The organism is Actinomyces israelii (assembly GCF_030253495.1).
Lineage (GTDB): Bacteria > Actinomycetota > Actinomycetes > Actinomycetales > Actinomycetaceae > Actinomyces > Actinomyces israelii.
The window spans coordinates 2,889,556-2,913,570 of sequence record NZ_CP124548.1 but is presented as its reverse complement, the minus strand read 5'-3'; the positions used below and the strand labels follow the sequence as shown (position 1 = coordinate 2,913,570).

At 67.9% G+C, this 24,015-nt stretch carries 24 protein-coding genes and 1 pseudogene; 13 read left to right on the top strand and 12 right to left on the bottom strand.

Annotation, left to right across the window (positions count from 1 at the left end; all coding sequences use genetic code 11):
• Positions 1–3: 3 nt before the first annotated feature.
• Together AIF0345_RS12185 and AIF0345_RS12180 are read left to right on the top strand one after the other, a co-directional pair.
• Positions 4–954 carry a carbohydrate ABC transporter permease gene (locus AIF0345_RS12185; protein WP_285296302.1) on the top strand — a complete coding sequence of 317 codons (951 nt, stop codon included), beginning with the start codon at positions 4–6 and terminating at the stop codon, positions 952–954.
• Between the two features lie 8 nt (positions 955–962).
• Positions 963–2,399 (top strand): ABC transporter substrate-binding protein, encoded by a 1,437-nt coding sequence (locus AIF0345_RS12180; protein WP_268918447.1) that lies wholly within the window; start codon positions 963–965, stop codon positions 2,397–2,399.
• Between the two features lie 314 nt (positions 2,400–2,713).
• Here AIF0345_RS12180 and AIF0345_RS12175 read toward each other — a convergent pair whose 3' ends face one another.
• From AIF0345_RS12175 to AIF0345_RS12165, 3 genes are all read right to left on the bottom strand, one after another.
• A complete protein-coding gene (locus AIF0345_RS12175) occupies positions 2,714–2,980 on the bottom strand; it encodes a Txe/YoeB family addiction module toxin (RefSeq protein ID WP_043560541.1) in 267 nt (88 codons plus the stop codon).
• Entirely contained in the window at positions 2,977–3,219 is a 243-nt protein-coding gene (locus AIF0345_RS12170; protein ID WP_043560538.1) for a type II toxin-antitoxin system Phd/YefM family antitoxin, read from the bottom strand. The genes AIF0345_RS12175 and AIF0345_RS12170 overlap by 4 nt, the downstream gene beginning before the upstream one ends.
• A 495-nt stretch (positions 3,220–3,714) precedes the next feature.
• Positions 3,715–3,882, bottom strand: a complete 168-nt coding sequence (locus AIF0345_RS12165; protein ID WP_285296298.1) for a hypothetical protein — start codon at positions 3,880–3,882, stop codon at positions 3,715–3,717.
• Positions 3,883–3,921: 39 nt separating this feature from the next.
• Here AIF0345_RS12165 and AIF0345_RS12160 point away from each other — a divergent pair, with 39 nt between their 5' ends.
• The 3 genes from AIF0345_RS12160 (at position 3,922) to AIF0345_RS12150 (ending at position 4,952) form a co-directional block, all read left to right on the top strand.
• On the top strand, positions 3,922–4,296 hold the full coding sequence (locus AIF0345_RS12160; RefSeq protein WP_285296297.1) for an alpha/beta fold hydrolase: 375 nt from the start codon (positions 3,922–3,924) through the stop codon (positions 4,294–4,296).
• 42 nt (positions 4,297–4,338) lie between these two features.
• On the top strand, positions 4,339–4,536 hold the full coding sequence (locus AIF0345_RS12155; protein ID WP_285296296.1) for a hypothetical protein: 198 nt from the start codon (positions 4,339–4,341) through the stop codon (positions 4,534–4,536).
• 149 nt (positions 4,537–4,685) lie between these two features.
• Positions 4,686–4,952, top strand: coding sequence for an HPr family phosphocarrier protein (locus AIF0345_RS12150; protein WP_043560536.1), 267 nt, complete (start codon positions 4,686–4,688; stop codon positions 4,950–4,952).
• A 117-nt stretch (positions 4,953–5,069) separates the two neighbouring features.
• Here the strand turns inward: AIF0345_RS12150 and AIF0345_RS12145 are convergent, their stop codons facing one another.
• Together AIF0345_RS12145 and AIF0345_RS12140 are read right to left on the bottom strand one after the other, a co-directional pair.
• Positions 5,070–5,351 (bottom strand): hypothetical protein, encoded by a 282-nt coding sequence (locus tag AIF0345_RS12145; protein ID WP_043560535.1) that lies wholly within the window; start codon positions 5,349–5,351, stop codon positions 5,070–5,072.
• A 12-nt stretch (positions 5,352–5,363) separates the two neighbouring features.
• Positions 5,364–7,109, bottom strand: a complete 1,746-nt coding sequence (locus tag AIF0345_RS12140) for a sodium:solute symporter family protein (RefSeq protein ID WP_043560533.1) — start codon at positions 7,107–7,109, stop codon at positions 5,364–5,366.
• A gap of 162 nt (positions 7,110–7,271) precedes the next feature.
• Between AIF0345_RS12140 and AIF0345_RS12135 the strand changes: the two genes are divergently transcribed.
• Together AIF0345_RS12135 and AIF0345_RS12130 are read left to right on the top strand one after the other, a co-directional pair.
• Positions 7,272–7,916, top strand: a complete 645-nt coding sequence (locus tag AIF0345_RS12135) for a MarC family protein (RefSeq protein ID WP_285296295.1) — start codon at positions 7,272–7,274, stop codon at positions 7,914–7,916.
• Positions 7,917–7,964: 48 nt separating this feature from the next.
• Entirely contained in the window at positions 7,965–8,489 is a 525-nt protein-coding gene (locus tag AIF0345_RS12130) for a ribonuclease H family protein (protein WP_285296294.1), read from the top strand.
• Between the two features lie 111 nt (positions 8,490–8,600).
• Here the strand turns inward: AIF0345_RS12130 and AIF0345_RS12125 are convergent, their stop codons facing one another.
• From AIF0345_RS12125 to pta, 3 genes are all read right to left on the bottom strand, one after another.
• Positions 8,601–9,494 (bottom strand): aldo/keto reductase, encoded by an 894-nt coding sequence (locus tag AIF0345_RS12125; RefSeq protein ID WP_285296293.1) that lies wholly within the window; start codon positions 9,492–9,494, stop codon positions 8,601–8,603.
• Between the two features lie 124 nt (positions 9,495–9,618).
• Complete coding sequence (locus AIF0345_RS12120) at positions 9,619–10,803, bottom strand: acetate/propionate family kinase (protein ID WP_268918442.1); 1,185 nt, start codon at positions 10,801–10,803, stop codon at positions 9,619–9,621.
• A 133-nt stretch (positions 10,804–10,936) separates the two neighbouring features.
• A complete protein-coding gene (gene pta, locus AIF0345_RS12115) occupies positions 10,937–12,997 on the bottom strand; it encodes a phosphate acetyltransferase (protein WP_268918441.1) in 2,061 nt (686 codons plus the stop codon).
• 893 nt (positions 12,998–13,890) lie between these two features.
• Here pta and AIF0345_RS16735 point away from each other — a divergent pair.
• A complete protein-coding gene (locus tag AIF0345_RS16735; protein ID WP_353962070.1) occupies positions 13,891–14,679 on the top strand; it encodes a radical SAM protein in 789 nt (262 codons plus the stop codon).
• A gap of 133 nt (positions 14,680–14,812) precedes the next feature.
• A complete protein-coding gene (locus tag AIF0345_RS12110) occupies positions 14,813–15,934 on the top strand; it encodes an MFS transporter (protein ID WP_285296292.1) in 1,122 nt (373 codons plus the stop codon).
• Here AIF0345_RS12110 and AIF0345_RS12105 read toward each other — a convergent pair.
• Positions 15,926–16,117, bottom strand: coding sequence for a hypothetical protein (locus AIF0345_RS12105; RefSeq protein ID WP_268916896.1), 192 nt, complete (start codon positions 16,115–16,117; stop codon positions 15,926–15,928). The two genes, AIF0345_RS12110 and AIF0345_RS12105, sit on opposite strands and share 9 nt — an antisense overlap.
• Positions 16,118–16,233: 116 nt before the next feature.
• Between AIF0345_RS12105 and AIF0345_RS16730 the strand changes: the two are divergent.
• A pseudogene (locus AIF0345_RS16730) lies at positions 16,234–16,482 on the top strand (SPASM domain-containing protein); the annotation flags it as partial.
• 593 nt (positions 16,483–17,075) lie between these two features.
• Here AIF0345_RS16730 and AIF0345_RS12100 read toward each other — a convergent pair.
• The 3 genes from AIF0345_RS12100 to AIF0345_RS12090 all read right to left on the bottom strand — a co-directional run bounded on the left by AIF0345_RS12100 (position 17,076) and on the right by AIF0345_RS12090 (position 20,487).
• Positions 17,076–18,035: a sulfite exporter TauE/SafE family protein gene (locus AIF0345_RS12100; protein ID WP_285296291.1), complete on the bottom strand. Its 960-nt coding sequence runs from the start codon at positions 18,033–18,035 to the stop codon at positions 17,076–17,078.
• 189 nt (positions 18,036–18,224) lie between these two features.
• A complete protein-coding gene (locus tag AIF0345_RS12095; protein WP_285296290.1) occupies positions 18,225–19,223 on the bottom strand; it encodes a sugar phosphate isomerase/epimerase family protein in 999 nt (332 codons plus the stop codon).
• A 58-nt stretch (positions 19,224–19,281) separates the two neighbouring features.
• A complete protein-coding gene (locus AIF0345_RS12090; RefSeq protein WP_285296289.1) occupies positions 19,282–20,487 on the bottom strand; it encodes a Gfo/Idh/MocA family protein in 1,206 nt (401 codons plus the stop codon).
• Positions 20,488–21,320: 833 nt separating this feature from the next.
• Here AIF0345_RS12090 and AIF0345_RS12085 point away from each other — a divergent pair.
• The 3 genes from AIF0345_RS12085 (at position 21,321) to AIF0345_RS12075 (ending at position 23,902) form a co-directional block, all read left to right on the top strand.
• On the top strand, positions 21,321–21,809 hold the full coding sequence (locus AIF0345_RS12085) for a peptidase inhibitor family I36 protein (protein ID WP_268916899.1): 489 nt from the start codon (positions 21,321–21,323) through the stop codon (positions 21,807–21,809).
• Between the two features lie 282 nt (positions 21,810–22,091).
• Complete coding sequence (locus AIF0345_RS12080; RefSeq protein WP_285296288.1) at positions 22,092–23,213, top strand: LacI family DNA-binding transcriptional regulator; 1,122 nt, start codon at positions 22,092–22,094, stop codon at positions 23,211–23,213.
• 233 nt (positions 23,214–23,446) lie between these two features.
• A complete protein-coding gene (locus AIF0345_RS12075; protein WP_285296286.1) occupies positions 23,447–23,902 on the top strand; it encodes a hypothetical protein in 456 nt (151 codons plus the stop codon).
• The last annotated feature ends 113 nt before the right edge of the window (positions 23,903–24,015 follow it).

Genomic DNA, 24,015 nt, shown 5'->3' with positions numbered 1-24,015 from the left:
CCCATGACTGCTGCAACCGCAACCGCGAGCTCGCGCACCGACGTCGGCCCCGGCCCCTCCGCCACCGTCCCCCCCAGGACCCGCCTCACCACGGGCCGGATCCTGGCCTGGGCCGCAATGGTCCTCATTATGCTTTTCACCCTGCTGCCCTTCTACTGGGTGCTGCGCACCGCCCTGTCCTCCAACGCGGGCATCACCGCCGACCCCACGAGCATCCTGCCCGTGGATACCAACCTGCGCGGCTTCGCCCGCGTCTTCGGCGCGCAGTCCACCGAGGCCGCCCTCGCCGACGGCGGCTCTGGCGCCGCCATCAGCTTCTGGCTCTACCTGCGCAACTCGGTCGTCGTGGCCACCCTGGTGACGGCGGGGCAGGTCTTCTTCTCCGCCATGGCGGCCTACTCCTTCTCCCGCCTGCGCTGGAAGGGGCGCGACACGGTCTTCGGGATCTTCCTGGCCGCCCTCATGGTCCCCTCGATCTTCACGCTCCTGCCCAACTTCGTCCTGGTCAAGCAGCTCCACCTCGTCGACAGCCTCCTGGGCGTGGCCCTGCCGACCATGCTCATGACGCCCTTCGCCGTGTTCTTCCTCAAGCAGTTCTTCATGAACATCCCCCGCGAGCTGGAGGAGGCGGCCCTGCTCGACGGCGCTTCGAAGGTCCGCGTGTTCTTCCAGCTGATCCTGCCCATGGCCAGGGCGCCCATCTCCACCCTGGCGATCCTGACCTACATCACGGCCTGGAACGACTACTTCTGGCCCCTCCTGGTCTCCTACACCGACTCCTCCCGGGTGCTCACGGTGGCCCTGGCGGTCTTCAAGTCCCAGGCCCCGCAGACCGGGCCCGACTGGTCCGGGCTCATGGCCGCCACGCTCGTGGCCGCCCTCCCAATGCTCCTGCTGTTCGCGGCCTTCGCCAAGCGCATTGTCAACTCCATCGGCTTTACCGGCATTAAGTGAGGCACCAGATGACGGCTACGAATCTCACTCAGAATCTTACTCAGAATCTCACTAAGAATTTCGCCCCTGCCCGCCCCTCACTGTCCCGTCGCGGATTCCTCGGCGGCCTGGCCTCGGGCGCCGCGGCCCTCGCCCTGGCGGCGTGCTCCGGGGGCTCCCGGAAGTCAGGCTCCTCCGGCGCCGTGGAGTACTGGCTGTGGGACGCCAGCCAGCTCCCCGCCTACGAGGCGTGCGCGGCGGCCTTCGAGGAGGCCACCGGCATCCACGTCAATATCACCCAGATCGCCTGGGACGACTACTGGACCAAGCTGACGGCGGGATTCATCGCCGGCACCGGCCCGGACGTCTTCACCGACCACATCTCCAAGTTCGCCCAGTTCGTGGACCTGGACGTCCTGCTTCCTCTGGACGAGCAGGCCGCCTGGTCGGGCGTGGACGAGTCCGCCTTCCAGGAGGGGCTCATCGACCTGTGGAAGGGCGAGGACGGCCGCCAGTACGGCTGCCCCAAGGACTGGGACACCGAGGCGGTCTTCTACAACAAGGACATGCTCGCCGACGCCGGTCTGAGCGAGAAGGACCTGGCTGCCTGGACCTGGAACCCCGACGACGGCGGCACCTTCGAGAGGATCCTCGCCCGCCTGACCGTTGACAAGAACGGCGTGCGCGGGGACGAGGACGGATTCGACAAGAGCCGGATCGCCGTTTACGGCCTGAGCATCAAGGACGCGGGCTCGGCTGACGGACAGACCCAGTGGAGCCCCTTCACCGGTTCGGTGGGCGATTGGTACTACACGAACAAGGAGACCTGGGGAGACCGCTACCGCTACGACGATCCGGTCTTCCAGAAGACCATGGACTGGTACTTCGGCCTGGTGGACAAGGGCTACATGCCTCCTCGCGGCGCCTTCTCCACCACCTCGGGCACCGATGTCCAGCTGGGCTCGGGGTCCATCGCCATGTGCATCAACGGCTCGTGGATGTTCAACACCTACGCGAACCTGGAGGTCAATGTCGGAATCGCCGCGAACCCGGTCGGCCCCAACGGCAAGTCCGTCTCCCTGTTCAACGGTCTGGGCGACTCCATCGCCAAGCAGTCGGGCAACATTGAGAACGCCTCCAAGTGGGTGGCCTTCCTGGGCACGGCCGAGGCGCAGGACATCGTGGCCTCCTACGGCGTCGTCTTCCCGGCCATCGCCTCCTCCACGCGCAAGGCGGTCGAGGTGTTCGAGAGGACGGGGCTGCCGACGGCGCCCTTCACCGACCACGTGGACAGGGGGACGACCTTCTACTTCCCGCTGACCTACTTCGGCGCTGACGTCGCGGCAATTATGAAGCCCGCCACGGACGCCCTGTGGGCGGAGCGGAAGCCCGCCTCCACGCTCACCAGGGCCAACGAGCAGATCAACCTCCTGTTCGAGACCTCCACGACGCACGACAAGGGCTGAGGACTGAGGCGCCCTGGAGCGTCGTCCGTCTCGCACGGAGCTCCGCAGGGGCGCCGGGCCCGCGGTTCCCCTTCGCCGAGATCGGTCCAGTTCCGCGTCGAGATCGGTCCAGTTCCGCGCCGAGATCGGTCCGAGATCCCGGCCCGCCGTCCGTCCTGCACGGGGCTGCACCGGGCTGTGCGTGACCGTGCACTCCACGACCGGTAGAGCACGCGCCGCGGCCTGCGCCCGCCTCGGGGGCAGCTCCCAAGACGGGCACAGGCCGCACTCATATGAGGAGCCGTCCCCCGAGAAGTCTCCGTCATCGACCCGTGTCATTCATAGTGCGTCCACATCCGCAGGACCAGGACTATCCGCTCCTCCGGGAACACCTCGTAGACGAGTCGATGCTGGATGTTGATCCGACGGGAGTAGCAGCCCGCCAGGTCGCCCACCAGACGCTCGTAGGCCGGCGGGCGGGCGAAGGGATCGTCCGCGACGATGTCGAGAAGACGCTGCGCACGATTCCTGAGGTTCGAGGCGGCGAGCCTACGCGCATCCTTCTGCGCCTGACGCGAGTAGCGCAGAGTCCAGGCACTCACCAGTCGAGCTCTTCCGATGCGGCCTCGACACCCTCCTCACGGGCCCGCCGAACAGAGTCAACCAGCCCGGGTACCGCCTGGAGATGCAGAGTCTCCTGGATCGCCTCCCAGTCCTCCTCGGACACGAGGACCGCGGTCGACCGCCGCCCGGTGATTCTGACAGGACGGGACTCCTCGGCGACCTGATCGATGAGTCGATACAGATTGGACCTGGCTGCTGTGGCATTGATAGTACTCATGACGCATCCCCCTCCCGTAGCGTACGACTATGCGTACGTATCGGCAAGCTCCTTCGTCGAGATCGGTCGGGTTCCGCGCCGAGATCGGTTCGAGGCGCTCGCCGGGCGCCGCTGCGCCCCGGGCCGCTCAACCCCGTGCTCAAGCAGTACTGGGCGCAGGCCGACGTCGAGTCTCCTGGATCGCCTCCCAGTCCTCCTCGGACACGAGGACCGCGGTCGTCGTCGTGACCGAGAAAGAGAAAAGAGAAGAAAGCCCTGGCCGGTGCGGCATGGCCGAGGTCGTGCGCATCTGCCCGAGCCCTTCCTCGGCTGCGCTCTCCACCGCCCCCGACCACTTGCGGCCTGCACGGCGCGCTCCTGAGCGCGGACGGGCCGGAGACCACACCGATCCGCACGATATCCTCCGCACGCTGCGGGCACCAGGAACGGGGAGTGCCGGCCGCCGCCGCGGTGCGGACGGTGGACGCGGACTATTCCTGAGCCGTACGGCGCGCTTCAGCAGGCGCCCGCCGCGGAGCGGTCCTCCGCCGCCCGCAGCGAGGAGACCTCGCTGCGGGCGATGGACGCGGTGAGCAGCTCGGCCAGGGCCTCCACGGGAGCGAGAGACCCGGTGCGCTCCTGGTGGGCGTCTGCCGCTGTCTCCACGATGGCGCGGCAGCCCACGTGCACCAGCTCCTGCTTGGAGCTGAAGTAGTGGAGACCGTGCCCGCTCCCAGCGAGACGGAGGACGTCGCCACCAGCTTCGGAACGGTGCGCGCCTACACCTGGGCGGGCGGCGGGGAGCAGGACTCGCCTCCCGTGGTTCCTCTGCCCGGGAGGACCTCGGGAGCGCCCATGTGGGCGGCGAACGTTCCGAAGCTGGCCCGGTCCCGACGCGTCATCGCCCTCGACGCGCTCGGAGACGCCGGCATGTCCGTCCAGCCCGCGCCCCTGACGTCCGTGGAGGACCAGGCCGCCTGGATCGACGAGGTGATCTCCGCCCTCGCCCCCGAGGGCCCTCACCTGGTCGGACACTCCTTCGGCGGCGCCACCGCCGCCGTCTACGCTGGCTCCATCCCGACCGCGTGCGCTCCCTGATCCTGCTCGAACCGGACTTTCGCCTACCCGCCTGCGGAAGTCATGGCCTGGACGGTGACGGCCTCGGCGCCGGCTCTTCCCAAGAGCTGGCGGAACAGGGCGCTGGAGCGCATCGGCGGCGAGAGGCTGTCGGGAACAGACCCCATGGAGCTCATGATCACAGCGGGAGCGGAGAGCTTCGACGCCAGTCGGCCCACACCGAGCCCCTTGACGGATCAGGCAGACGCCGAGTCCTCGTGAATGAACCTTTGTGCGTCCGTAAGGCGCCACCGGCCGCCGAAGTCGGGTAGTGTGAAGGCGCAATCAGCCGTCGGCTGGTCCTCGCATCGGCGCGCAGGTGCAGATGCCGCCCCATCGCCGTCGGCCCCATCCCCGTAAGGAGCAACTCCATGGCCCAGGTCACCGCCACCATCGCCTCCAAGGTCGGCCTTCACGCTCGTCCCGCCGCCACCTTCGTCAAGGCCGTCGCCGAGAAGGGCGTTCCCGTCACCATTGCCAAGGAGGGTGGTGCTCCCGTTGACGCCTCCTCCATCCTGGGAGTTATGACGCTCGGCGCCGGTTTCGGCGACGTCGTCACCCTGGCCTCCGACGCCGATGGCGCCGATGCCGCGCTCGGTGAGCTCAAGGCCCTGCTCGAGACGGACCTCGACGCCTGAGTCGACTCGACCGATCAAACGCGGTCGGGGGCTCCCACCACCTGGTGGGAGCCCCCGACCGCGTCGTCCGCCGGGAAGCGGGCCCGCCGCACCCCGGCAGCCCGGACCGCGACGAGATCAGCGCGAGCGGCTCTGCTCGATCTCCTCCTCCGGCATGCCGGTGATGTTCTCGTCGCCGGACTCCCCGCCCGGGTCCGCCACCCACCACAGGATCATGAGGACGGCGATGACGACCAGGCCCAGCCCCGACCACAGGTTGGCGTTGACGTCCCCGGTCTTGGCCATCTCCTCGGGGCCGTTGAGGAACGCCGAGCAGATCAGCAGGAACAGGCCGATAATGCTCAGGACGGCGCCGATGACGATGCGGATGTCCGCCAGGGAGCGAGTGCGTGCATTCATGAGTGGCTCCGATCAGTGGAAGATGAGGTTGAGCAGGACGACGAGGCCGCCGGACAGGATCGCCAGCGGCACGGGGCGGCGGAACCAGGCGAGCTCGGCGGCGGCGGGGTCGCGCCGGTCTGACGCGGGCGTCAGCGAGTAGACGAAGCCCTTGAGCTGGTCGTCCGGGCGCGGCGCCGTGCCGAGGGAGACCGCGATGGTCACCACGATGTCGACGGCGAAGGCGATGCCCGCCGCGAGGAAGGCGGCCCCCTGCCCGGGGAAGGTGACGATGTGGTTCCAGTTGAGGATGTTGACGGCCAGCGCCGCCAGCGTCCCGGCCGTCAGGCCCGCCCAGCCGCCGTGGTTCGTCGCGCGCTTCCAGAACATGCCGATAATGAAGGTGGCGAACAGGGGCGCGTTGAACATGGAGAAGAGCTGCTGGAGGTAGTCCATGAGGTTGGAGTAGGTCGAGGCGATCAGCGCTGTGAAGATCGCGACGACGGTCGCCACGCCGGTGGCGATGTGCCCCATGCGCAGGTAGCGGGCGTCGTCGGCGTCCTTGTTGATGTAGCGCTGGTAGAGGTCGACCGTGAAGACCGTGTTGAAGGCCGAGATATTGGCCGCCATGCCGGCCATGAAGGAGGCCAGCAGGCCGGTGATCGCCAGGCCCAGCAGGCCGTTGGGCAGGACGTCGCGCATGAGCAGCAGGACGGCGTCGTTGTACTTGACGTCTCCGGTCTCCGCTGCGGTCCCGGCCAGTGTGGCGAGCTTGAGGCCGTGGATCTCGCTCACGAGCACCGCGGCCACCATGCCGGGGATAATGACGAGGAAGGGCACGAACATCTTGGCGAAGGTTCCCACAATGGGCGCCGAGCGCGCCGAGGAGATGGAGTCGGCCGCCATGGCGCGCTGGACCTCGACGAAGTTGGTCGTCCAGTAGCCGAAGGACAGCACGAAGCCCAGGCCGAAGACGATGCCGACGACGGACAGCGCCGAGGAGTCGAACCCCGACAGCAGCACGCCGGGCCAGGAGTGCAGCTGGGCGTCGGGGTTGGCGTAGGCGTCCGCGCCGTGCGCGACGGCGTCGTCGGCGATCTTCGCCGTCAGGCCGCTCCAGCCCCCGACCCGGTGCAGGCCGACGAGGGTCAGGGGAAGCAGGGCGGCGACGATGACGAAGAACTGGAGGACCTCGTTGTAGATGGCTGCGGACAGCCCGCCGAGGGTGATGTAGGAGAAGACGATAATAGCGGCGACGATGAGCGCCACCCACAGGGGCCATCCCAGCAGGCGCTGGACGATCGAGCCCAGCAGGTAGAGGTTGACGCCCGCGATGAGCAGCTGCGCCAGGGCGAAGGACAGTGCGTTGATCAGGTGCGCCGCGGTCCCGTAGCGGCGGAACATGAACTCCGGGACGGAGCGGACCTTCGAGCCGTAGTAGAAGGGCATCATGACCAAGCCGAGGAAGATCATGGCCGGGATCGCGCCGATCCAGAAGTAGTGGAAGGTCGGCAGGCCGTACTGGGCCCCGTTGGCGGACATGCCCATGATCTCCACGGCGCCCAGGTTGGCCGACACGAAGGCGATGCCGGTGACCCAGGCGGGCAGCGAGCGCCCGGAGGTGAGGAACTCGTCGGAGGAGGCGGCCTTGCGTCTGGCCATGAATCCCACCCCGATGACGAAGGCGAAGTAGACGACGATCGGGAAGTAGTCGTACCAGCGCGCGTCAATGAGCGTGGAGCCGGAGGAGCTTGCGAGGAAGGCGGGGATGAAGGTCATAGGGGTCCTCGAGGTCGGATCGTGACGGGCGACATTGCCCGGCCCCGCCTACTCTACGTCTCGGACGTGAGACGCGTCGCCGCTTCGGCGGGAGCGTGTCGGACGCGGAACAGGAGCCGTGCTCCGCCACCATGATCGGAGTCGGCGAGGCATGATGCTGTCATGGACACAGCCCTGCTTGTGAAGGCCCTCGGCGCCTTCTTCGCCATTATGAATCCCTTCGTCAACCTGCCCCTGTTCCTGGGCCTGACGACCGGCCAGGAGGCTGCTCAGCAGCGCCGGACCGCCTGGCGCACCGTCGCCTTCAGCGCCGTCATGTGCGCGGTCGTGGCGGCGGCCGGAACCACTCTCCTGAACTTCTTCGGCATCACCGTGGACGACTTCCGGATCGCCGGAGGACTCGTCCTGCTCACCATCTCCCTGGGCATGCTGAGCGGGCGCGGCGCGAGCGCCCACGAGGGCAGCAAGGCCGAGAAGGCCCAGGCCGCCGACTACGCGGCCGCCAACGACATCTCCTTCTACCCCATGACCTTCCCGATCCTCGTCGGGCCCGGCACGATCACGACCATTATCGTCATGGTCGCCCAGGGGCAGAACGTCAGCGGCAAGCTCACGGTGGCGCTCGCGCTGTTCACCGTTCTGGCGCTCCTGGGCCTCGTGCTCCACTTCTCCGCCACCATCGGCCACTACATGTCCATCACGCTGCGCACCATTATGACCCGTCTCATGGGCATGATCCTGGCGGCGATCGCCGTCGGCATGCTGACCATCGGCCTGAAGAACCTCCTGCCCGGCCTGGCGGGCTGAGCGCGCGGGCGCCCGAACGCGGTCCGGCCGCCCGGTAGAGTGGCCGCCATGACGATCATCGCTGCCGCGGACGGCTCCGCGCTCGGCAACCCCGGACCCGCCGGCTGGGCCTGGTACGTGGACGACGGCTGCTGGGCCGCGGGCGGCTGGCCGGAGTCGACCAACAACCGCGGCGAGCTCACGGCCGTCCTCGAGCTCCTGCGCGCCACCGCCCACACCGGCGAGGACCTGCTGATCCAGGCCGACTCCCAGTACGTCATCAACTCCCTGACGAAGTGGATGAAGGGCTGGAAGCGGCGCGGCTGGCGCAAGGCCGACGGCAAGCCGGTCCTCAACGACGACCTCATGAAGGCGCTCGACGCCGCCCTGGCCGGGCGCGCCGTGCGCTTCGAGTGGGTGCGCGGCCACGTCGGCCACCCCCTGAACGAGGCCGCCGACTCGCGCGCCCGCGCCGCGGCCACCGCCCACCAGCAGGGCCGCGCCGTGCCCGCGGGGCCGGGGTGGACGCGGGAGGGAGGAGCCGGAGCGCGGGCATCGGAGGCCTCGGCACCGGAGCGCGGCACGCTCTTCTGATGCCAGGGCCCGGCGTCCCGCCGGCGGAAGCGGATCCGTGTCGGCGGCGGTCTCAGAGCACTCGGGTGTGCTCCGGCTGCCCTTCTTCTCGCCTCTTCCGGTTCATCGGGCTCAGGCCTCCGGAATCGTGAGGGCCATAAATCCGTCATTGGCCGCGGTCGGGTCCGGACCGTTGCGCACGCCGCGGTCCAAACCATCGATAGCCGTGAGCTGCTCCGGCGAGAGGGCGAAGTCGAAGACGTCGAAATTCTGGGCGATGCGCTCCGGGTTGGTCGATTTGGGGATGGCTGAGCGTCCCTGCTGAAGGTGCCAGCGCAGCATCACCTGAGCCGCTGACTTGCCGGTGTCCGCGGCGATCGCCTGCAGGGTCGGGTCGTCCATGACGGAGCGGCGGCCCTCGCCGCCCCAGCCGGGGTAGAAGGTGATGCCGCCGATCGGGCTCCATGCCTGGGTGAGGATTCCGTGGGCGCGGTGATGGGCCTGCAGCGCCGGCTGGGAGAAGTAGGGGTGTAGCTCGACCTGATTGACGGCCGGGACCACGCTGGTCCGCTCCGCGAGGCGGTCGAGGAGGTCCTCGGTGAAGTTGGAGACGCCGATGGCCCGGACCCGCCCGGCGCCGTACAGCTCCTCAAGAGCGCGGTAGGCGGCGACCGTGCGGTCGAAGTACGCGGGCATCGGCTGGTGGAGAATGAGCAGGTCAATGGTGTCGAAGCCGAGCTTGGCGGTCGCCTTGTCGAAGGCGTGGAGCGTCTCGTCGTGACCGTAGTCGGAGGCCCAGATCTTCGTCTCGAGGAAGACGTCCTCGCGGGGTACGCCGGAGCGGCGGATGCCCTCGCCGACCTCGCGCTCATTGCCGTAGGCGGCGGCCGTGTCGACGTGGCGGTAGCCGACGCGCAATGCGGTCTCGACCGCCCCGGCGGTCTCCGCCGAGGGGGACTGGAAGACGCCGAGACCAATAGTCGGCAGCTCGACGTTGTTGTTGAGGGTCAGCAGTGGTGCGCTCATGAGAGCCAGCCTAGGCAGGCCGGCAGTCGCCGAACAGGTCCTGGCAGACCCTGTCGGGCTCCAGGAGAGGCTGTTCGCCTGGTCGGTGGCCCGAGCCCGTCAAGGACATGAGGATGTGGAGGGGTCAGATGAGCGTGACCGCCTGGCGGGCGATGGCCAGCTCCTCGTTGGTGGGGAAGACCGTGATCACCACGGAGGACTCGGGCGTGGAGATCGTCACCGGCTCGGAGGCGCGCACGTCGTTGGCCTCGGCGTCGATGCGCACCCCCAGGTAGTCCAGGCGCCGGCACAGCTCGGCCCGCACGCGCGAGTCGTTCTCCCCGATGCCGGCGGTGAAGGTGATGGCGTCCACCCCGCCCATGACGGCGATGTAGGCGCCCACGTACTTCAGCAGGCGGTGGACGTAGACGTCGATGGCGTCCCGGGCGTTCTGGTCGCCGGCATCGACGAGCCTCCACACCTCGCGCATGTCCTGCTGACCGGTCAGGCCCTTCATCCCGGACTCGCGGTTGAACAGGTGGTCGATCTCGTCGATGGACATGCCGGCCACGCGCACCAGGTGGAAGACGGCGGCCGGGTCGATGTCGCCGGTGCGCCCGCCCATGACCAGGCCCTCCAGAGGGGTCAGGCCCATGGAGGTCTCCACGGCCCGGCCGTTCACGACGGCGGACACCGATGCGCCATTGCCCAGGTGCAGGACGATCTGCTTGAGGTCGTCGCGCCCCAGGCGCTTGGAGATCTCGCCGGAGACGAAGTGGTGGCTGGTGCCGTGGGCGCCGTAGCGGCGGATGGAGTAGGTGTCGGCCACCTTGCGGTTCAGGCCGTAGCGGGCCGCCTCCTCGGGCAGGTTCTGGAAGAAGGCGGTGTCGAAGACGGCCACGTGGGGCACGTCCGCCAGGAGCTCGCGCCCCACCTCGATGCCCTTGAGGTGGGCCGGGTTGTGGAGCGGGCCGAGCGGCACGAGCTCCTCGATCCTGGCCACGACGTCGTCGTCGATGAGGGCGGGCCCGGAGAAGTAGTGGCCGCCCTGGACGACGCGGTGGCCCACGGCCACGATATTGGCCTCCGCCAGGCTGGGCCCCTTCTCCTCGAACAGGCGCAGGACCTCGGACAGGCCGAAGCCGTGGTCCGGGACCGGCTCGGTGATATCCGTCCTCTCCCCGGCGCGCTTGTGGGTGATGGAGCCGGTCGTGTCACCGATGCGCTCGACGATCCCGGAGGCGAGCGACTCCCCGGAGTCGGGATCGATCAGCTGGTACTTGATGGAGGAGGAGCCGGAGTTGATGACGAGGACGGTCCGGGTGGTCACAGTGGGCCTTTCTGGCTGTTCGACGGGGCCCGCTGGGCGGGCACGGACTGGGCGGGGGCGGGCGCGGCGGCGCGGGCACGGCCCCGGAAGGATCTGCGGGAAAGGCTATCCCGCCGCGGATCGGGAGGCCGGGTCAGCCCTGCGCCTGGACGGCGGTGATGGCGACGGTGTTGATAATGTCCTCCACCAGGGCGCCGCGGGACAGGTCGTTGACCGGCTTGTTCAGGCCCTGGAGCACCGGGCCGATGGCGATGGCGCCACTGGAGCGCTGAACCGCCTTGTAGCCGATGTTGCCGGACGACAGGTCGGGGAAGATCAGGACGTTGGCCCGCCCCGCCACCGCCGAGCCCGGCGCCTTCTTGGCGGCGACCACGGGGTCGACGGCGGCGTCGTACTGGATGGGGCCCTCCACGGCGAGCCCGGGGGCCTTGGCGCGCACCATCTCGGTGGCCTCGCGGACCTTGTCCACGTCCGCGCCCTTGCCGGAGGTGCCTGTGGAGAAGGACAGCATGGCCACGCGCGGGTCCACGCCGAACTGCCTGGCGGTGGCGGCGCTGGAGATGGCGATGTCGGCGAGCTGCTCGGCGGTCGGGTCGGGGTTGACGGCGCAGTCGCCGTAGACCAGGACCCGGTCCTCCAGCAGCATGAGGAAGACCGAGGAGACGATCGAGGTGCCCGGCTTGGTCTTGATGATCTGGAAGGAGGGCACGATCGTGTGGGCCGTGGTGTGGGCCGCCCCGGAGACCATGCCGTCGGCGTCGCCCATGTGCACCATCATGGTGCCGAAGTAGGACACGTCCTGGATGGTCTCGCGGGCCTGCTCCAGAGTCACGCCCTTCTTGGCGCGCAGGCGCGCGAACTCGGCGGCGTACTTCTCGCTCAGCTCGGGGTCGGAGGTGGAGGCGACGCGGGCCGCGGCGATGTCCAGCCCCAGCTCGGCGGCGCGGGCGCGCACGGCCGTCTCGTCGCCCAGCAGGACGACCTCGGAGATGCCGCGGCGCAGGATCGCGTCGGCCGCGCGCAGGATGCGGTCGTCGTCGGGCTCGGGCAGGACGATCGTCCTGCGGTCGGAGCGGGCCCGCTCGACCAGCTCGGCCTGGAACATGATGGGCGTGACCACGTCGCTGGGCTCGACCTCCAGGGCCGCCAGAAGGGCCTCGACGTCGGCCTCCTGCTCGAAGGTCGTCACGGCCACGTCGACCTTGCGCTCCGAGCCGTGCGCCAGCTCGCCGGTCAGGGAGCCCGCCGTCGAGGCCGCCGCGAAGGTGTCGAGCGGGGAGGTGAAGACCGGCAGGGGCATGTCCAGGCCCTGGATGAGCCGCAGCGCGTGCGGGGCGACCGGGAAGCCGCCGTTGAGGACGAGGCCCGACATGCTGGGGAACGAGGAGGAGGCCTGGGCGGCCGCCAGCGAGATCAGCGCGGCGGAGCGGTCAGCGGGGACGATGACGAGCTGGCCCTCGACCAGGCGCTCCAGGACGTGGGAGACGTCCATGGCGGCCACGAGCACGGACTCGGCCTCGCGCTCCAGGAGCGCGGCGTCGCCGGAGATGAGCTCGCCGTCGAGGGCCTCGAGGACCTCGTGCACGCTCGGCGCGGTCAGCAGCGGGATCTCTGGCAGGGTCGTCGTCGCGACCCCCTCGACGCCGGTGATGGCGGCCGAGACGGTCCCGCGGGTGGCGGCCGGGCACTTGTTGGCGACGACGGCGACCGTGCGGGCGTGGTTCTCGGCGATCTCGGCGATCGAGACCTCGACGCTGCCGCGCACGTCCTCGGGGGAGCCCTGCCCGGAGACCACCAGGAGGACCGGGACGCCGAGGTTGGCGGCGACGCGCGCGTTGAGGGCGAGCTCGGGGGTGCCCGCGACGTCGGTGAAGTCCGAGCCGTCAATGATGACGACGTCGTGGTCGCGGGCGAGCGCGCGGTAGGAGGAGACGATGCGGGACAGGGACTCCTCGGGCGCGGCGTGGTACTCGTCCCAGGTCACGCCGATGCAGTCGGCGGCCGAGGCGCTCGAGCCGGAGCGCGCCAGGAGCAGGGCCAGGAAGGGGTCGGCGCCGCGGTCGCGCGAGTCGACAAAGGGGCGGAAGACGCCGACCCTGGCCACGACCTTGGTCAGGGTGGCGACCAGGCCCAGGGCCACGGTCGATTTGCCGGTGCCGGCACTGGGTGAGGCGATGTAGATGCTGCGCGCCACGGTGTAGGTCCTTTTCGCGTCTCGACGTCGAGTGGTGCTGCCGGCTCCTCCGGCGATGCTCAGTCCGATTGTGCCCCCAAGTGGCGGGTGCATGTGACCAAAGGCCCGGCCGATCTCGTTCTGCGGCTGTGGGAACCCGCACAGGCCGGGGCGCGCGTGAGCTCCGTACGGCGGTTTGACCGTGCGCCGCCTGTGCTGCACGTGAGGGGCTCCACTGCGGCGGTAGATGGGACGTCCTTCCACGGCAGGGCCTTGAGCGCGGCCGGCAGGACGGGATGGGTGGCACTGGCCTTGACAGTCGGACCCGGTGGCCGCCTGCGGCTCTGATCGTCTCGGCGGCGGCCCGCCGGGTGTGCGCGGCATCGTCGGTGACCATCGTGCCGCCCAGATCTGAATACTCGTTCCACGAGCGCTGCGATGCCTCGGGACGGGGGCTTGTTGCTCCTGGATCCACCGCCCGATGTGCGATGACTGCGCCGGTGGCGTGATCCAAAACGGCTGGCAGATGGATGCCGGTGGCGCGGGCCCTCGTGACCAGGGATGCGTAGAACACGCCTGCTGTAATTCATCACCCGTGGAAGTTAAACGATTTTATTAATTAAATCTGATCTTAGTCGCTTGATCGGGCTTGCTCGGGCCTTGTTGGGCGGGTAGATGTGTGATACACTCAAGGCGTTGTCAGATTAGAAGTTTAAATGCTGTTCGCGGGCGGGCGTCGATGGGAGTCAAGATTGCAATGGGTCGTTGCAGGAGTCGCTTGTCCGAAAAGATGCCTCTCCATCTTGTGTGGTCACTTACGAACGCCTGCAATGCCCGGTGTATTCATTGCTGTGCTTCTTCTGCTCGTCGCAGTCCCGGTGAACTCTCCAGGCAAGAAATTCTTAAGGGCATAGCTGAGCGCGCGCGACGGGCTTCTGGATCTGGCGCTCAGCGGCGGGGAGCCGCTCTTGGTAAGAGACCTTGAGTTCATTGTAGAACATGCGGCATCAGTTGGGCTGACTGTTGGGGTGGGAACGGGTGGATGGGCTTTGACTGCTCGTAGAGCACGTAACTTGGCGAGCGCCGGGATCTCCCGAGTTCAGGTTTCCTTGGATGGCCTAGCGGAAGCACACGATAGAATTAGGAAAAGGGAGGGCCTTTTTAATCGCGCGCATAGAGCGATAGAGAACAGCCGATCTGTTAATATAAAGACCAGGGCGTGTTTTGCCGATCGCCGAGGAAACGTAAACGAGATGGGTCAAGTATTCGAGTTCTGTCGTTCGGCAGGAGTCGATGGGTTTAACCTTTCCCAGCTCGTGCCGGCCGGCCGAGGCGACCGATCAATGGATCTTCTCCCTGAACAATGGCGAGACGTTCTGTTGTGGTGGAATGAAATGCGCTTAAAATTCCTCGAGATTAGAATGACGGAGCACCTTGCACAACTTGTACTTGTCGCGCCGAATTTAGTTCTGAAGCCTCAGTTCCGTGGATGCCAAGCAGGCCAGTCGCAGGGCGCTATCAGTCCAACAGGGGAAGTTTTCCCCTGCGTGGTGCTTCCACATGCGTTAGGAAATATTCGGGTGAAGTCGCTTCGAGAGATGTGGAATACTTCACCGGAACTCATGCGCCTTCGAGACCGTAGCAGGCTTTTGGGGCATGCGGCTCCTGCAAAATCAGGGATAAGTGCGGAGGCTGTCGTGTAACCGCATATGCACTTACGGATAGTTTTATGTCCTCTGATAGTCGCTGCTGGTCACCGGATGCTTGCTCGCAATCATGAAGACGCCTAAAAGTACTTCTTCCCTGGCGCGGCTCCCGCGTCCAGTCTACTATCTGGTGTTCGCCACGCTTGCGAACTCTTTGGGCACTTTTTTGCCATTTATACCGCTATATCTGGAGCAAATGCAGATTCCTGTGAACAGAATAGGGCAGACGGTGGGGGCTTATGGTGCTGGAGCACTTTTAGCGTGCGTAGGAGGCGGTCATCTTTCAGATAAGTTGGGGCGTAAGCCGGTCATTCTCATAAATCTCTTAGCGAGCGGCTGCTTTACTGCCGCCATACCGCTCGCACGTGCTCTGCCCGTGATCCTCATCCTTTTATTTATCATTGGTTTTTCGGCAGGAATGTCGCGACCCGCAGTAAATGCTCTTGTGGGCGATTTGACGGACAGTGTAACGGGACCCCTTTCTTATGGCCTTCTCTACTGGGCCAATAATGCAGGATTCCTCATTGCTTCGCTTGCCGGAGGAGTCATTGTGTCTCGGTCATTCTCGCTCCTGTTTGCGATCGATTCGGTAACATGTTTTTTAGCTTTTTCTGTTTTGTCTGTAGGATTTAGAAAAACTTCTATAAAAACAAGTTCCGCAACAGGGGCCTCGGAAGAACCTCAATGTCGTTCTGAGACCTTAATTCATTTAATAATTTTGCTATTCTTCATGTGGTTTATTCAAACTCAGGCATGGACTGCGCTTCCGATGACGATAACTTCCCGAGGTCTAAATTCAATCGACTGGGGAATAGTGTCCGCAGCCAACGGCGCCGTAGTGCTGCTTTTTCAGCCTGTGAGCATAAAACTCATCAAGTATATGGGTATGCAGTACTCTCTGGCTATTGGGTGTCTTGTTCTTGGGGCCGGTTTTGCGGTTACGCCACTGCTCGCATCTGTAACCGGGTTCGTTCTTCAAACAGCAGTCTGGTCAACAGGCGAGGCTATGGTTGCGACAACTGCTCCCGCGATGATTGCGCAGCTGACTTCGCCCAGTGAGCGTGGCAGGTGGATGGGATATATGGCTGCGTCATTTTCCTTAGCCTCAGTTATTGGCCCCGCGCTGGGAGGGGGAGCGATCGCCCGTCAGCTAGATTCTCAACTTTGGATGGCCTGCTTTATTCTGGGACTGTCTGGTGCCCTGTTTGCTGGGTACTCACATTTTTTTAACGTGAAGAGTGGATCAAAATGAAGTTCTGGCTGGAATTAAACAGAGCGGCATGCTGGGGTAGCTGCTGCGGGAGTTCTGGTTGGCGTTTGCGGAGCGTCTTGTACAGAATCGCTCCGCCTTCATTCTCACAAGCCTGTAGGTGTCCGAACGCTTCTTCCACCTGGTGGGGATATCCCGTTCTTCGTTCGTCATGTCGATCTGCATGAGATAATTCTAGTGCCGGGCGACCCGAGAGCGCCACCCCAGGCAACGATTTTATTTAGTTCCAGCCGTATTCGGCTCCTGAGGATAAGGCGAAATATACTGGATGTGGCGCTGGCCGCGTCCTTTGTAGGATTACTGTTGATGGTATGGTTGCTCCCTGTGCGACTCTTCCGATGGCGGCTGGGAGTCTTCGTGAGCAATCATTGGAGGATATTTGGCTCGATTCGGTAGTCATGAAACGCATACGGGACCGCGGCAATATTACTGGAAGCTGCGCAGGGTGCGAATTGCTGAACTCCTGTGGGGGATGTCGCGCTATGGCGTTGGCTGGCGATGCTTTAGGGGATCCTGTGTCAGGTACTTGACCAGGGGTGAGGGCCTGGCTGGCCGGGCTCAGGGGCCCGCACCAATGGGGCGGGTCCTTATGTCGCTGCGCCGGGGGCGCGTCGGTGCCCGGGGTGGACTTCTAGCCCCGTCCCGGTATGCCCCCGTCCGCTACCGGTGGTGCCGGAAACGGGTTGAAGGAGGCGGTGCCGGCAGGAGGGTATCCTTGGCCGGTGCTGGGCGGTGCGCGAGGTTGCTCCGGAGGAGGTGAGCTGGACTGCCGGGCGCGTCTTGGACAGTTTTGAGAGTGTGTTTCGGGCTGTTCGTCTTGTTGTTCGGTGCTCCTGGTCGGCCTCGCCCCGTGTCCTGTGTCCCGGGGCGGGGTCGTTTGCGATCGTGTATCGGGCTCGGCCTGGGGGCGGTATCCCGGGCGGTCTTGCTTCTTGCGGTGGTGGGCCATCTGTGAGGTGCCCGGTGTTTCTCGAATACGGATTCTTCCCACCACTGTCTGAGAAACACCAGGCGCCTCGCACCACCCTGATGAGAGAACTTCAGTGGATGTGAATGGGCGCTGCGGGGCGGGCACCTGCGGCGCGCCCAGCGTGGTTGGTCGGCGTCGTGGTTCAGCTCTTCCTCACTGCAGCAGGGGCAGGGCCGACAGGATCGTCAGCGCGATGACAATGGGCTCGAAGACCCTCTGGTCCATGCGGTCGGCCAGGCGCCGGCCCGCCAGGGCGAGGACGACGACCACGGGCGCCAGGACAGCGTCGAGGGCGAGGTGCTCGGGGCGGATAATGCCCAGGCTCAGGGAGAAGGGGAGCTTGGCGAGGTTGACGAGGAAGAAGAACCAGGCGGTGGTCCCCAGGAAGGCCTTGACGGGGTAGCGGCAGGCGAGGAAGTACATGCTCGTGACGGGGCCGCCGGCGTTGGCCACCATGGTGGTGAACCCGGCGAGGGCCCCGTACAGGATCCGGGCCGGCGGGCTGGAGCCGGCTCCGGAGCGGGAGCCGACGGCGTCGTCCGCCGGACGGGGCGAGGGCGCGGGGGAGGGCCCGCCCGCAGGGCCCTCAGGGCCCGCGGCGGCGGCCGCGCCGGGCGCCGGGCGCGCGCTGCGGCGCCGCCCCCACAGGGTCGCGGCGATCAGGAGCAGGAGCACGACGCCGATAACCCGCCGTGTCCCGGTGTCGGAGGCCAGGCGCAGGAAGACGGCGCCGGCGAGGACCCCCACGGCGACGGCGGGGATCAGCCTGCGCAGCATGGTCACGTCGGCATCGCGCCGGTAGGACCACACCGCGAGCACGTCCCCGACCAGCAGGAGGACGAGCATGACTCCCGTGGACTCCTTGGCCGGCAGGACCGCGGCGAACAGGGCGACGGCGATCGTGGCGGCCCCGGGCAGCACGGTCTTGGCCAGGCCGGTCAGGCAGGCCGCGGCGATCAGGAGCAGCCAGCTGCCCAGGGTCAGGGAGGCCAGGCCGGTGAACCCGCCGGCCAGGCGGACGGCCTCGGCCGGGGCAGCGCCGAGTGCGGCCAGGGGGCCGGGGCCCTGGGCGGCGAGCGGGAGGAGCGTCGTCGTCGACGCGGCGGGAGTCATGCCTGAGATCCTATTCTTTTGTTCGGACAAAAGTGGGTATTTCTTCCGCGGTCGGATTCGTGCCGCGCGATCCGTGCCGCGCGAGTGGGCCGACGGCGCCGCGCGCGGCGCCGTCGGCCCACTCGGGTGCTCACTCCTCGTGGAGGAGGGCTCACTCAGGTGGCGGATCCGCCGCCCCTCACGCGAGACTCACGCCAGTGCGGCGGCCGCGAGCAGGTTCTTGGCGGAGATCTGGAGCCCCTCGACATTGCCGTACTCGGCGTCCTCGTGCTCGATGTTGACGTTCATCTCCGGGTTGACCCGGGCGATGGCCCGCAGGAACTCGGCCCAGTAGTCGGCGTCGTGCCCCAGGCCGAAGGCGACGAAGCGCCAGGCCGGGTCCTTCGGCCACGAGTTGCACCAGTAGCCGTAGGCCACCGGGACCTTGCCCTCGGCCTCGGCCGGGACGTGCCCGAAGTCGGTGTCCAGCACGCCGCGGTAGGCCGCGCCGGGGAGGATCTTGGTGTCCTTGGCGTGGACGTGCCCCACGAGGCCCCCGAGGCGCCTGGTGGCCTCGATCGGCTCCATCTGCTGCCAGAACAGGTGGGAGGGGTCCATGTTGACCTTGATGTTGGTGGCGCCGGTGGCCTCGACGAGCCGCTCAAAGGAGGGGACGTTGAAGACCAGGTTGCGCGGGTGCAGCTCCAGGCAGACCTGCACGTCGTTGTCGCGGGCCAGGGCGTCGATCTCCTTGAAGAAGGGCACGACGACGCTCCACTGGTAGTCGAGGATCTCCATGTCGATGCCGTTCCACGGGTTGACCACCCAGGTGGGGTACTTCGCCGTGGGGTCGGTGCCCGGGGTGCCGGACATGGTGACGATCTCGCCCACCCCCAGCAGGCCCGCCAGGCGGATGGCGCTGCGGATGTCCTCGGCGTGCTTGAGGCCCTCGTTGGGCAGGGGCGAGGTGGGGTTGCCCGAGGTGTTGAGGCCCGACAGGACCACGCCCCGCTCCTTGAAGATGCCCAGGTAGTCCTCGCGGGCGGTGGCCGAGGCCAGCAGGGCGTCGACGGGGCAGTGCGGGGAGGGGATGAATCCCCCGACGTTGACCTCCGCGCCGGTCAGCCCCGCGTCCTTGAGGACGTCGAGGGCCTCGGGCAGGGAGCGGTCCTGGAGGCAGGCGGTGTAGGCGCCGTAGGTGAGTGCCATGAGTGGGCTCCTTACTGTGAGATTCTGTGAGAGGTGTTCGTGCGTGGTCGGTCGAGGCTCACTTGCCGAGCCCGGAGACGTCGATGGCGGCCCCGCCGGCGGCTGCCGAGCGGGCCACGGCGTCGGCGATGAGCATCTCGCGGTAGCCGTCAGCGAAGGTGGCGCAGGGCGGCAGGGCCGCCTCGCCGGTCACGCCGGCGACCTGCTGGAGGAAGGCGTGGGCCTGGTAGGTGAACTGCTCGATCTGTGTCAGGCCCACCCCGCCGAAGGCCATGGAGGAGCCCCGGGCGAAGTAGGGGAAGCCGGGGTTCACCAGGACGCGGCGGGCGCCGCCGAGGTCGGCGGGGGAGCTCGCGTCGTCGATCTTGATCTCGCCGCAGCGCGCCAGGTCCCACGAGGCCCGGCCCCTGGTGCCCAGGACGTCGACCATGAGCGAGTTCGGCAGGCCCCAGGCCACGCGGGAGCAGGAGAAGGTGCCGACGGCGCCGCTGGCGAAACGGGCGGTGAAGGTGGCGACGTCGTCGTTCTCCACAGGCTCGTAGATGGCGTTGGCGGTGTCCAGGGCGGTGCCGCGGGTGACGTGCCCGGTGGCGACCGGGCGCTCGGTGATGGAGGTCATCATGGCGGCGCCGGAGACCGAGACGATGGGGCCGAGGATCGTCTCGGCGGTGTCGATGAGGTGGCTGCCGACGTCGCCGAGCGCGCCCGAGCCCATGGGGCCCTTGTAGCGCCAGGCCATGGGGGCGGTCGGGTCCACGCCGTAGTCGCACCAGTAGCGGCCGTCGAAGTGGTTGATCTCGCCCAGGTGTCCGGAGGCGATCAGCTCGGCGAGCTTGGCGACGGCGGCGTTGCGGCGGTAGGTGAAGCCGACGGCGGTGACGACGCCGGCCTCCTTCTCGGTCTCGGCCATGGCGCGGGCGTTCTCCAGGGTGTCCGCCAGGGGCTTCTCGCACAGGACGTGCTTGCCCGCGCGGATCATGGCCTCGGCGATCTCGCGGTGCAGGGCGTTGCCCACCACGATGGAGACGATGTCGATGCTGGGGTCGTCGGCCACGTCGCGCCAGTCGGTGACGGCTCTCTCGTAGCCGTAGCGCTCGGCGGCGTCCGTGGCGAAGGGCTCGTAGGCGTCGGCGATGGCGGCCAGGCGGACCTCGGGCAGGCCCAGGTCGAAGACGGTGCCCACCTGGCGCCAGGCGTTGGCGTGGGTGGTGCCGGCCATGCCGGCGCCGATGACGGCGACTGACAGGGGGGTGCTGCTGCTCATGGGTGTTCTGTCCTCGTTGACTGGTGAGCGCGCGCCTCGCAGTGATTCACGCGCGTGAACATGTGGCACCAGTATGGGCGCGGGGGCGGGGGTTGTCAACAGTCTGCGGTGTCGATCTTGCCGATTCGTCAGGACAAACCGCCCCACTCTCCCTCCCCGGGCCCGCGTCGCCTCGGCCCTCTCGCCTCCTTCGTCGAGACCGGTCGTATTCCGTGTCGAGATCGGTCCGACGGACCAATCTCGACACGGGGCGGGTGCGGGGTGGGTTCTGGTCGACTGATGTCGAGAAGACGTTCGGCTCCCCCGGCCTGCGGGGCTGCTGTCCGTCAGAATGACATTGGCCGTTCGGGCCGCCGAGGTGCTGGCGAAGAACCGCGTGTTTGCAGGGATCCCTCCAGGGTGCGCGATACCGGATCTCCCTAATGTCATTCCGGCGGACATCCGGTATCCGGCTCATTGGTTCGCGTGCGGGCCGCAGCCCAGGTGCCGCGGTCGAGGGGGCGATGGCCGGGAGAGCCGGCCTATGGGCGCGAGCCGGACGGAGGTGGACGGCCTTCTGGGGCCGATCGCCCAGTCGTTGACGAGGATTTCGGATACTGGTCTCCGGCGGAGCCCGTGTCGATTGGACTCGGCCTTTAGCGGAAAAATGGTATTGCGTCAAGGACAGGTCTTCCTCTGGTGGGCTGCTCCTCTCACCCTTAGCCTTTTGCCGTCGGGTACCCGACAGCGACGTCGACGTGAAAGAACATGCTGCGGAGCGCCCCGGGCCCGGGGCGCTCCGCAGGCAGACCAGTGCCCGCGCAGGCGGGACGCTCGCAGAAAGGATTCTTATCATGGTCAACAAGCTCGCCCCTTACGCCGCCGGCGCCGCAGCCGTCCTCGCTCTCGCTGCCGGCGCTCTGTCCGCTCACGCTCCTGCCGCACAGGCCTTCTACTGGCCTCCGGATCCGACGCCGACGCCGGCTCCGGATCCGACGCTTCCTCCGGATCCTCCTGCGGAGCGCAACGGCGTGTGCGAGGACGGCGAGGTCTGCTTCTACTACAACAGCAATTATGAGGGGTCGGTATCGGACTTCCCCTTCTCCGTTGAGGACTACGGGACATCTCAGCCCGGCTGCTATGACTTCAAGGGCCCAGGTCAGGGCCAGGGCGAGTGCATCAAGAATGAGGCGGCCTCGGTCATCAACCGCACCGATCAGCCCGTGACGGTCTACTTCAACTCCGGCTACAGGGGGACCGCCCAGGTCATTCCCGCCCACTCCTCCGCCAACCTCGGCGACACCTTGAAGAACGACAACGCCTCCCACCTCATTGGCGGATAGCTCCGACAGCGGACAGCTTCAACCCGCGGTCCTCGTCCTCTTCGTAATCCGCAGGATCCCCCGGTGAGAAGAGCCTCAGCGGCTCGGCCGCCCAGGCGTCTTCCTGGTCGATCTCGGAGTGTGCTATCAGGACATGCTCAACGCCGCGGGCGCGCCCCGCCCCGCCGCAACCGGCCCAGCGGCGTTCCCGGCGGGCGGTGCGCCCCGGGCACCGGGTACGCTGCGCAGCGGGCCGCGCCCGTCGCACGGCCCTGACGGGTTCACGACAGGGAAAGGGGCCGCATGCCCGCACCGCGCCGTCGTCGGGTCACCATCTCCACCGTCGCTAGGCGCGCCGGCAGATCGGTGTCCACCGTCTCCGCCGCCCTCAACAACGCCCCCGGGGTCGCGTCCTCCACCCGGCAGGAGATCCGCGACATCGCCCACCAGCTCGGCTACGAGGCCGACCCGAAGGCGCGCCTCCTGCGCCGGGCGAGCACCGGCCTGATCGGCGTCTCCTTCGTGGCCGGCCAGGCCTTCCAGGTCGAGCTCGTCGACGCCCTCTACGCCGCCTGCGAGCGGCGCGGGCGCGACATCGCCCTGTCGGCCGTCACCGGCAGCCGGGACGAGACCGAGGGCGTGCGCGGGCTCCTGCGGGAGCGCTGCGAGTCGCTCGTGCTGGTCGACTCCGCCGTCGAGGACGCGCTGCTGCGGGAGGCGGCCGCCGTCATGCCCGTGGTCCTCCTGTGCCACGACACCGGGGTCCCCGGCGTCGACGTCGTGCGCTCCCAGGACGACGTCGGGGTGCGCGCGCTCGTGGAGCACCTGCTGTCCACGGGCAGGCGCCGCCTCGTCCACGTCGACGGCGGGGGCGCCTCCGCGGCCCCGGTGCGGCGCCGGGTCTTCACCGAGGTCCTCGCCGAGCGAGGCCTACCGGCGTCCGTTGTGGCGGGCGGCGACGACGAGGAGTCCGGCACGCGCGCGGCCTCGGCTCTGGCCGCCCGGGGCGTGCTGCCGCAGGCGCTGGTCTGCTTCAACGACCGCTGCGCCCTCGGCGCCGTCCTGGAGCTGCGGCGCCGGGGCCTGCGGGTTCCCGAGGACGTAGCCGTCACCGGCTACGACGGCATCCCCTTCTCCGGCCTGTCCGCCCTCGACCTGACGACGGTACGCCAGGACGCCCCCGTGATCGCCGACGTCGCGGTGCGTCGGGCCGTGGCGGGCATGGAGAGTATGGCGGGCTCGGCGGACCCGGCGGGCACGGTCTCCCGACCGAGCGGCGGCGGGGGCCCCGAGGCGGACCCCGACCAGGGGCTGCCGGGCGGCCTGCCCGCGGGCGTCGTCGTCGATCGGCTGCCCGGGGGCGGCGCCGTCTACTCCGTGCGCCCCCACCTGCTCGTGCGGGGCTCCTCGGCGCCGAGCTCCTGAGGCCGGTTGTGCGGAAGCTCTGCTGGGTCTGTGCCGGCCGGATGGCGGGCGTGCGCTGGTTGATGGGCGGCCGTTGGGCGCCTGGAGTGATCCCGCCCGGCGGGTGGGGGCGGTGCTGGGGCCTGTGGGGATGCTGCCGGGGCTGAGCGGGTGGGAGAACCTCATGGTGCTCGCCGTTGGGAGCGGCCTGTCGCGGGAGGCGGTCGGTGAGTGCCTGGAGGAGGCGGGTCTGGGTGCGCACGCTTCTGCGCGAGCGGGTGTCGGGAGGCGGCGCCGTGCTCGTCTCCTCCCACCTGCTGGCCGAGCTGTCCCAGGTGGCGGACCGCTATGTGGTGATCGACCGGGGCCGGGTGCTGGCGCAGGCGAGTCGCGCCGAGCTGGCGGCCGCCGCCGTGTCCTGCGCCCTCCTCGGCCTGGTGTGCGCGGGAGCCTGCGCGGCGGCGCGCTCGACCCCGGCCGCGCTCACCGCCGTCTTCGCCCTCCTCGCGGCCGGACACGTCGGCGGGCTCCTCGCAGGCCGGCTTCACGGCCCAGCCCAGGCGCTCGCGGCGCCCTGGCCCTTCTCCGCCCTGCCCGCCGTCAACTCGGCCGACAGGACGACCCCGGCCTCCGGGGCCTCATGGGCCGTGCTCGCCGCATGGGCGGCGGTGGCCTGGTTGATCGGCCTGCGCCGAGCCACCGCGCCCTGACCGGGACGGAAGGGCCTGCCCGCCGTGGCCGCCCGCCGCACCCGGCGGCCGGCCGCACCGGGGGCCGGCATGACGCCGCACCCGTCTCGAGCCCAAGACGGCTCGGCCGCGAG

Bases quoted from the DNA above. Each gene is read 5' to 3' on its own strand.
- AIF0345_RS12180 (WP_268918447.1), top strand. From the start codon at position 963: ATGACGGCTACGAATCTCACTCAGAATCTTACTCAGAATCTCACTAAG.
- AIF0345_RS12090 (WP_285296289.1), bottom strand. From the start codon at position 20,487: ATGAGCAGCAGCACCCCCCTGTCAGTCGCCGTCATCGGCGCCGGCATG.
- AIF0345_RS12125 (WP_285296293.1), bottom strand. From the start codon at position 9,494: ATGAGCGCACCACTGCTGACCCTCAACAACAACGTCGAGCTGCCGACT.
- AIF0345_RS12095 (WP_285296290.1), bottom strand. From the start codon at position 19,223: ATGGCACTCACCTACGGCGCCTACACCGCCTGCCTCCAGGACCGCTCC.
- AIF0345_RS12080 (WP_285296288.1), top strand. From the start codon at position 22,092: ATGCCCGCACCGCGCCGTCGTCGGGTCACCATCTCCACCGTCGCTAGG.
- AIF0345_RS12130 (WP_285296294.1), top strand. From the start codon at position 7,965: ATGACGATCATCGCTGCCGCGGACGGCTCCGCGCTCGGCAACCCCGGA.
- AIF0345_RS12155 (WP_285296296.1), top strand. From the start codon at position 4,339: ATGGCCTGGACGGTGACGGCCTCGGCGCCGGCTCTTCCCAAGAGCTGG.
- AIF0345_RS12085 (WP_268916899.1), top strand. From the start codon at position 21,321: ATGGTCAACAAGCTCGCCCCTTACGCCGCCGGCGCCGCAGCCGTCCTC.
- AIF0345_RS12135 (WP_285296295.1), top strand. From the start codon at position 7,272: ATGGACACAGCCCTGCTTGTGAAGGCCCTCGGCGCCTTCTTCGCCATT.
- AIF0345_RS12100 (WP_285296291.1), bottom strand. From the start codon at position 18,035: ATGACTCCCGCCGCGTCGACGACGACGCTCCTCCCGCTCGCCGCCCAG.
- AIF0345_RS12140 (WP_043560533.1), bottom strand. From the start codon at position 7,109: ATGACCTTCATCCCCGCCTTCCTCGCAAGCTCCTCCGGCTCCACGCTC.
- AIF0345_RS12185 (WP_285296302.1), top strand. From the start codon at position 4: ATGACTGCTGCAACCGCAACCGCGAGCTCGCGCACCGACGTCGGCCCC.
- AIF0345_RS12105 (WP_268916896.1), bottom strand. From the start codon at position 16,117: ATGCAGATCGACATGACGAACGAAGAACGGGATATCCCCACCAGGTGG.
- AIF0345_RS12150 (WP_043560536.1), top strand. From the start codon at position 4,686: ATGGCCCAGGTCACCGCCACCATCGCCTCCAAGGTCGGCCTTCACGCT.
- AIF0345_RS12170 (WP_043560538.1), bottom strand. From the start codon at position 3,219: ATGAGTACTATCAATGCCACAGCAGCCAGGTCCAATCTGTATCGACTC.
- AIF0345_RS12145 (WP_043560535.1), bottom strand. From the start codon at position 5,351: ATGAATGCACGCACTCGCTCCCTGGCGGACATCCGCATCGTCATCGGC.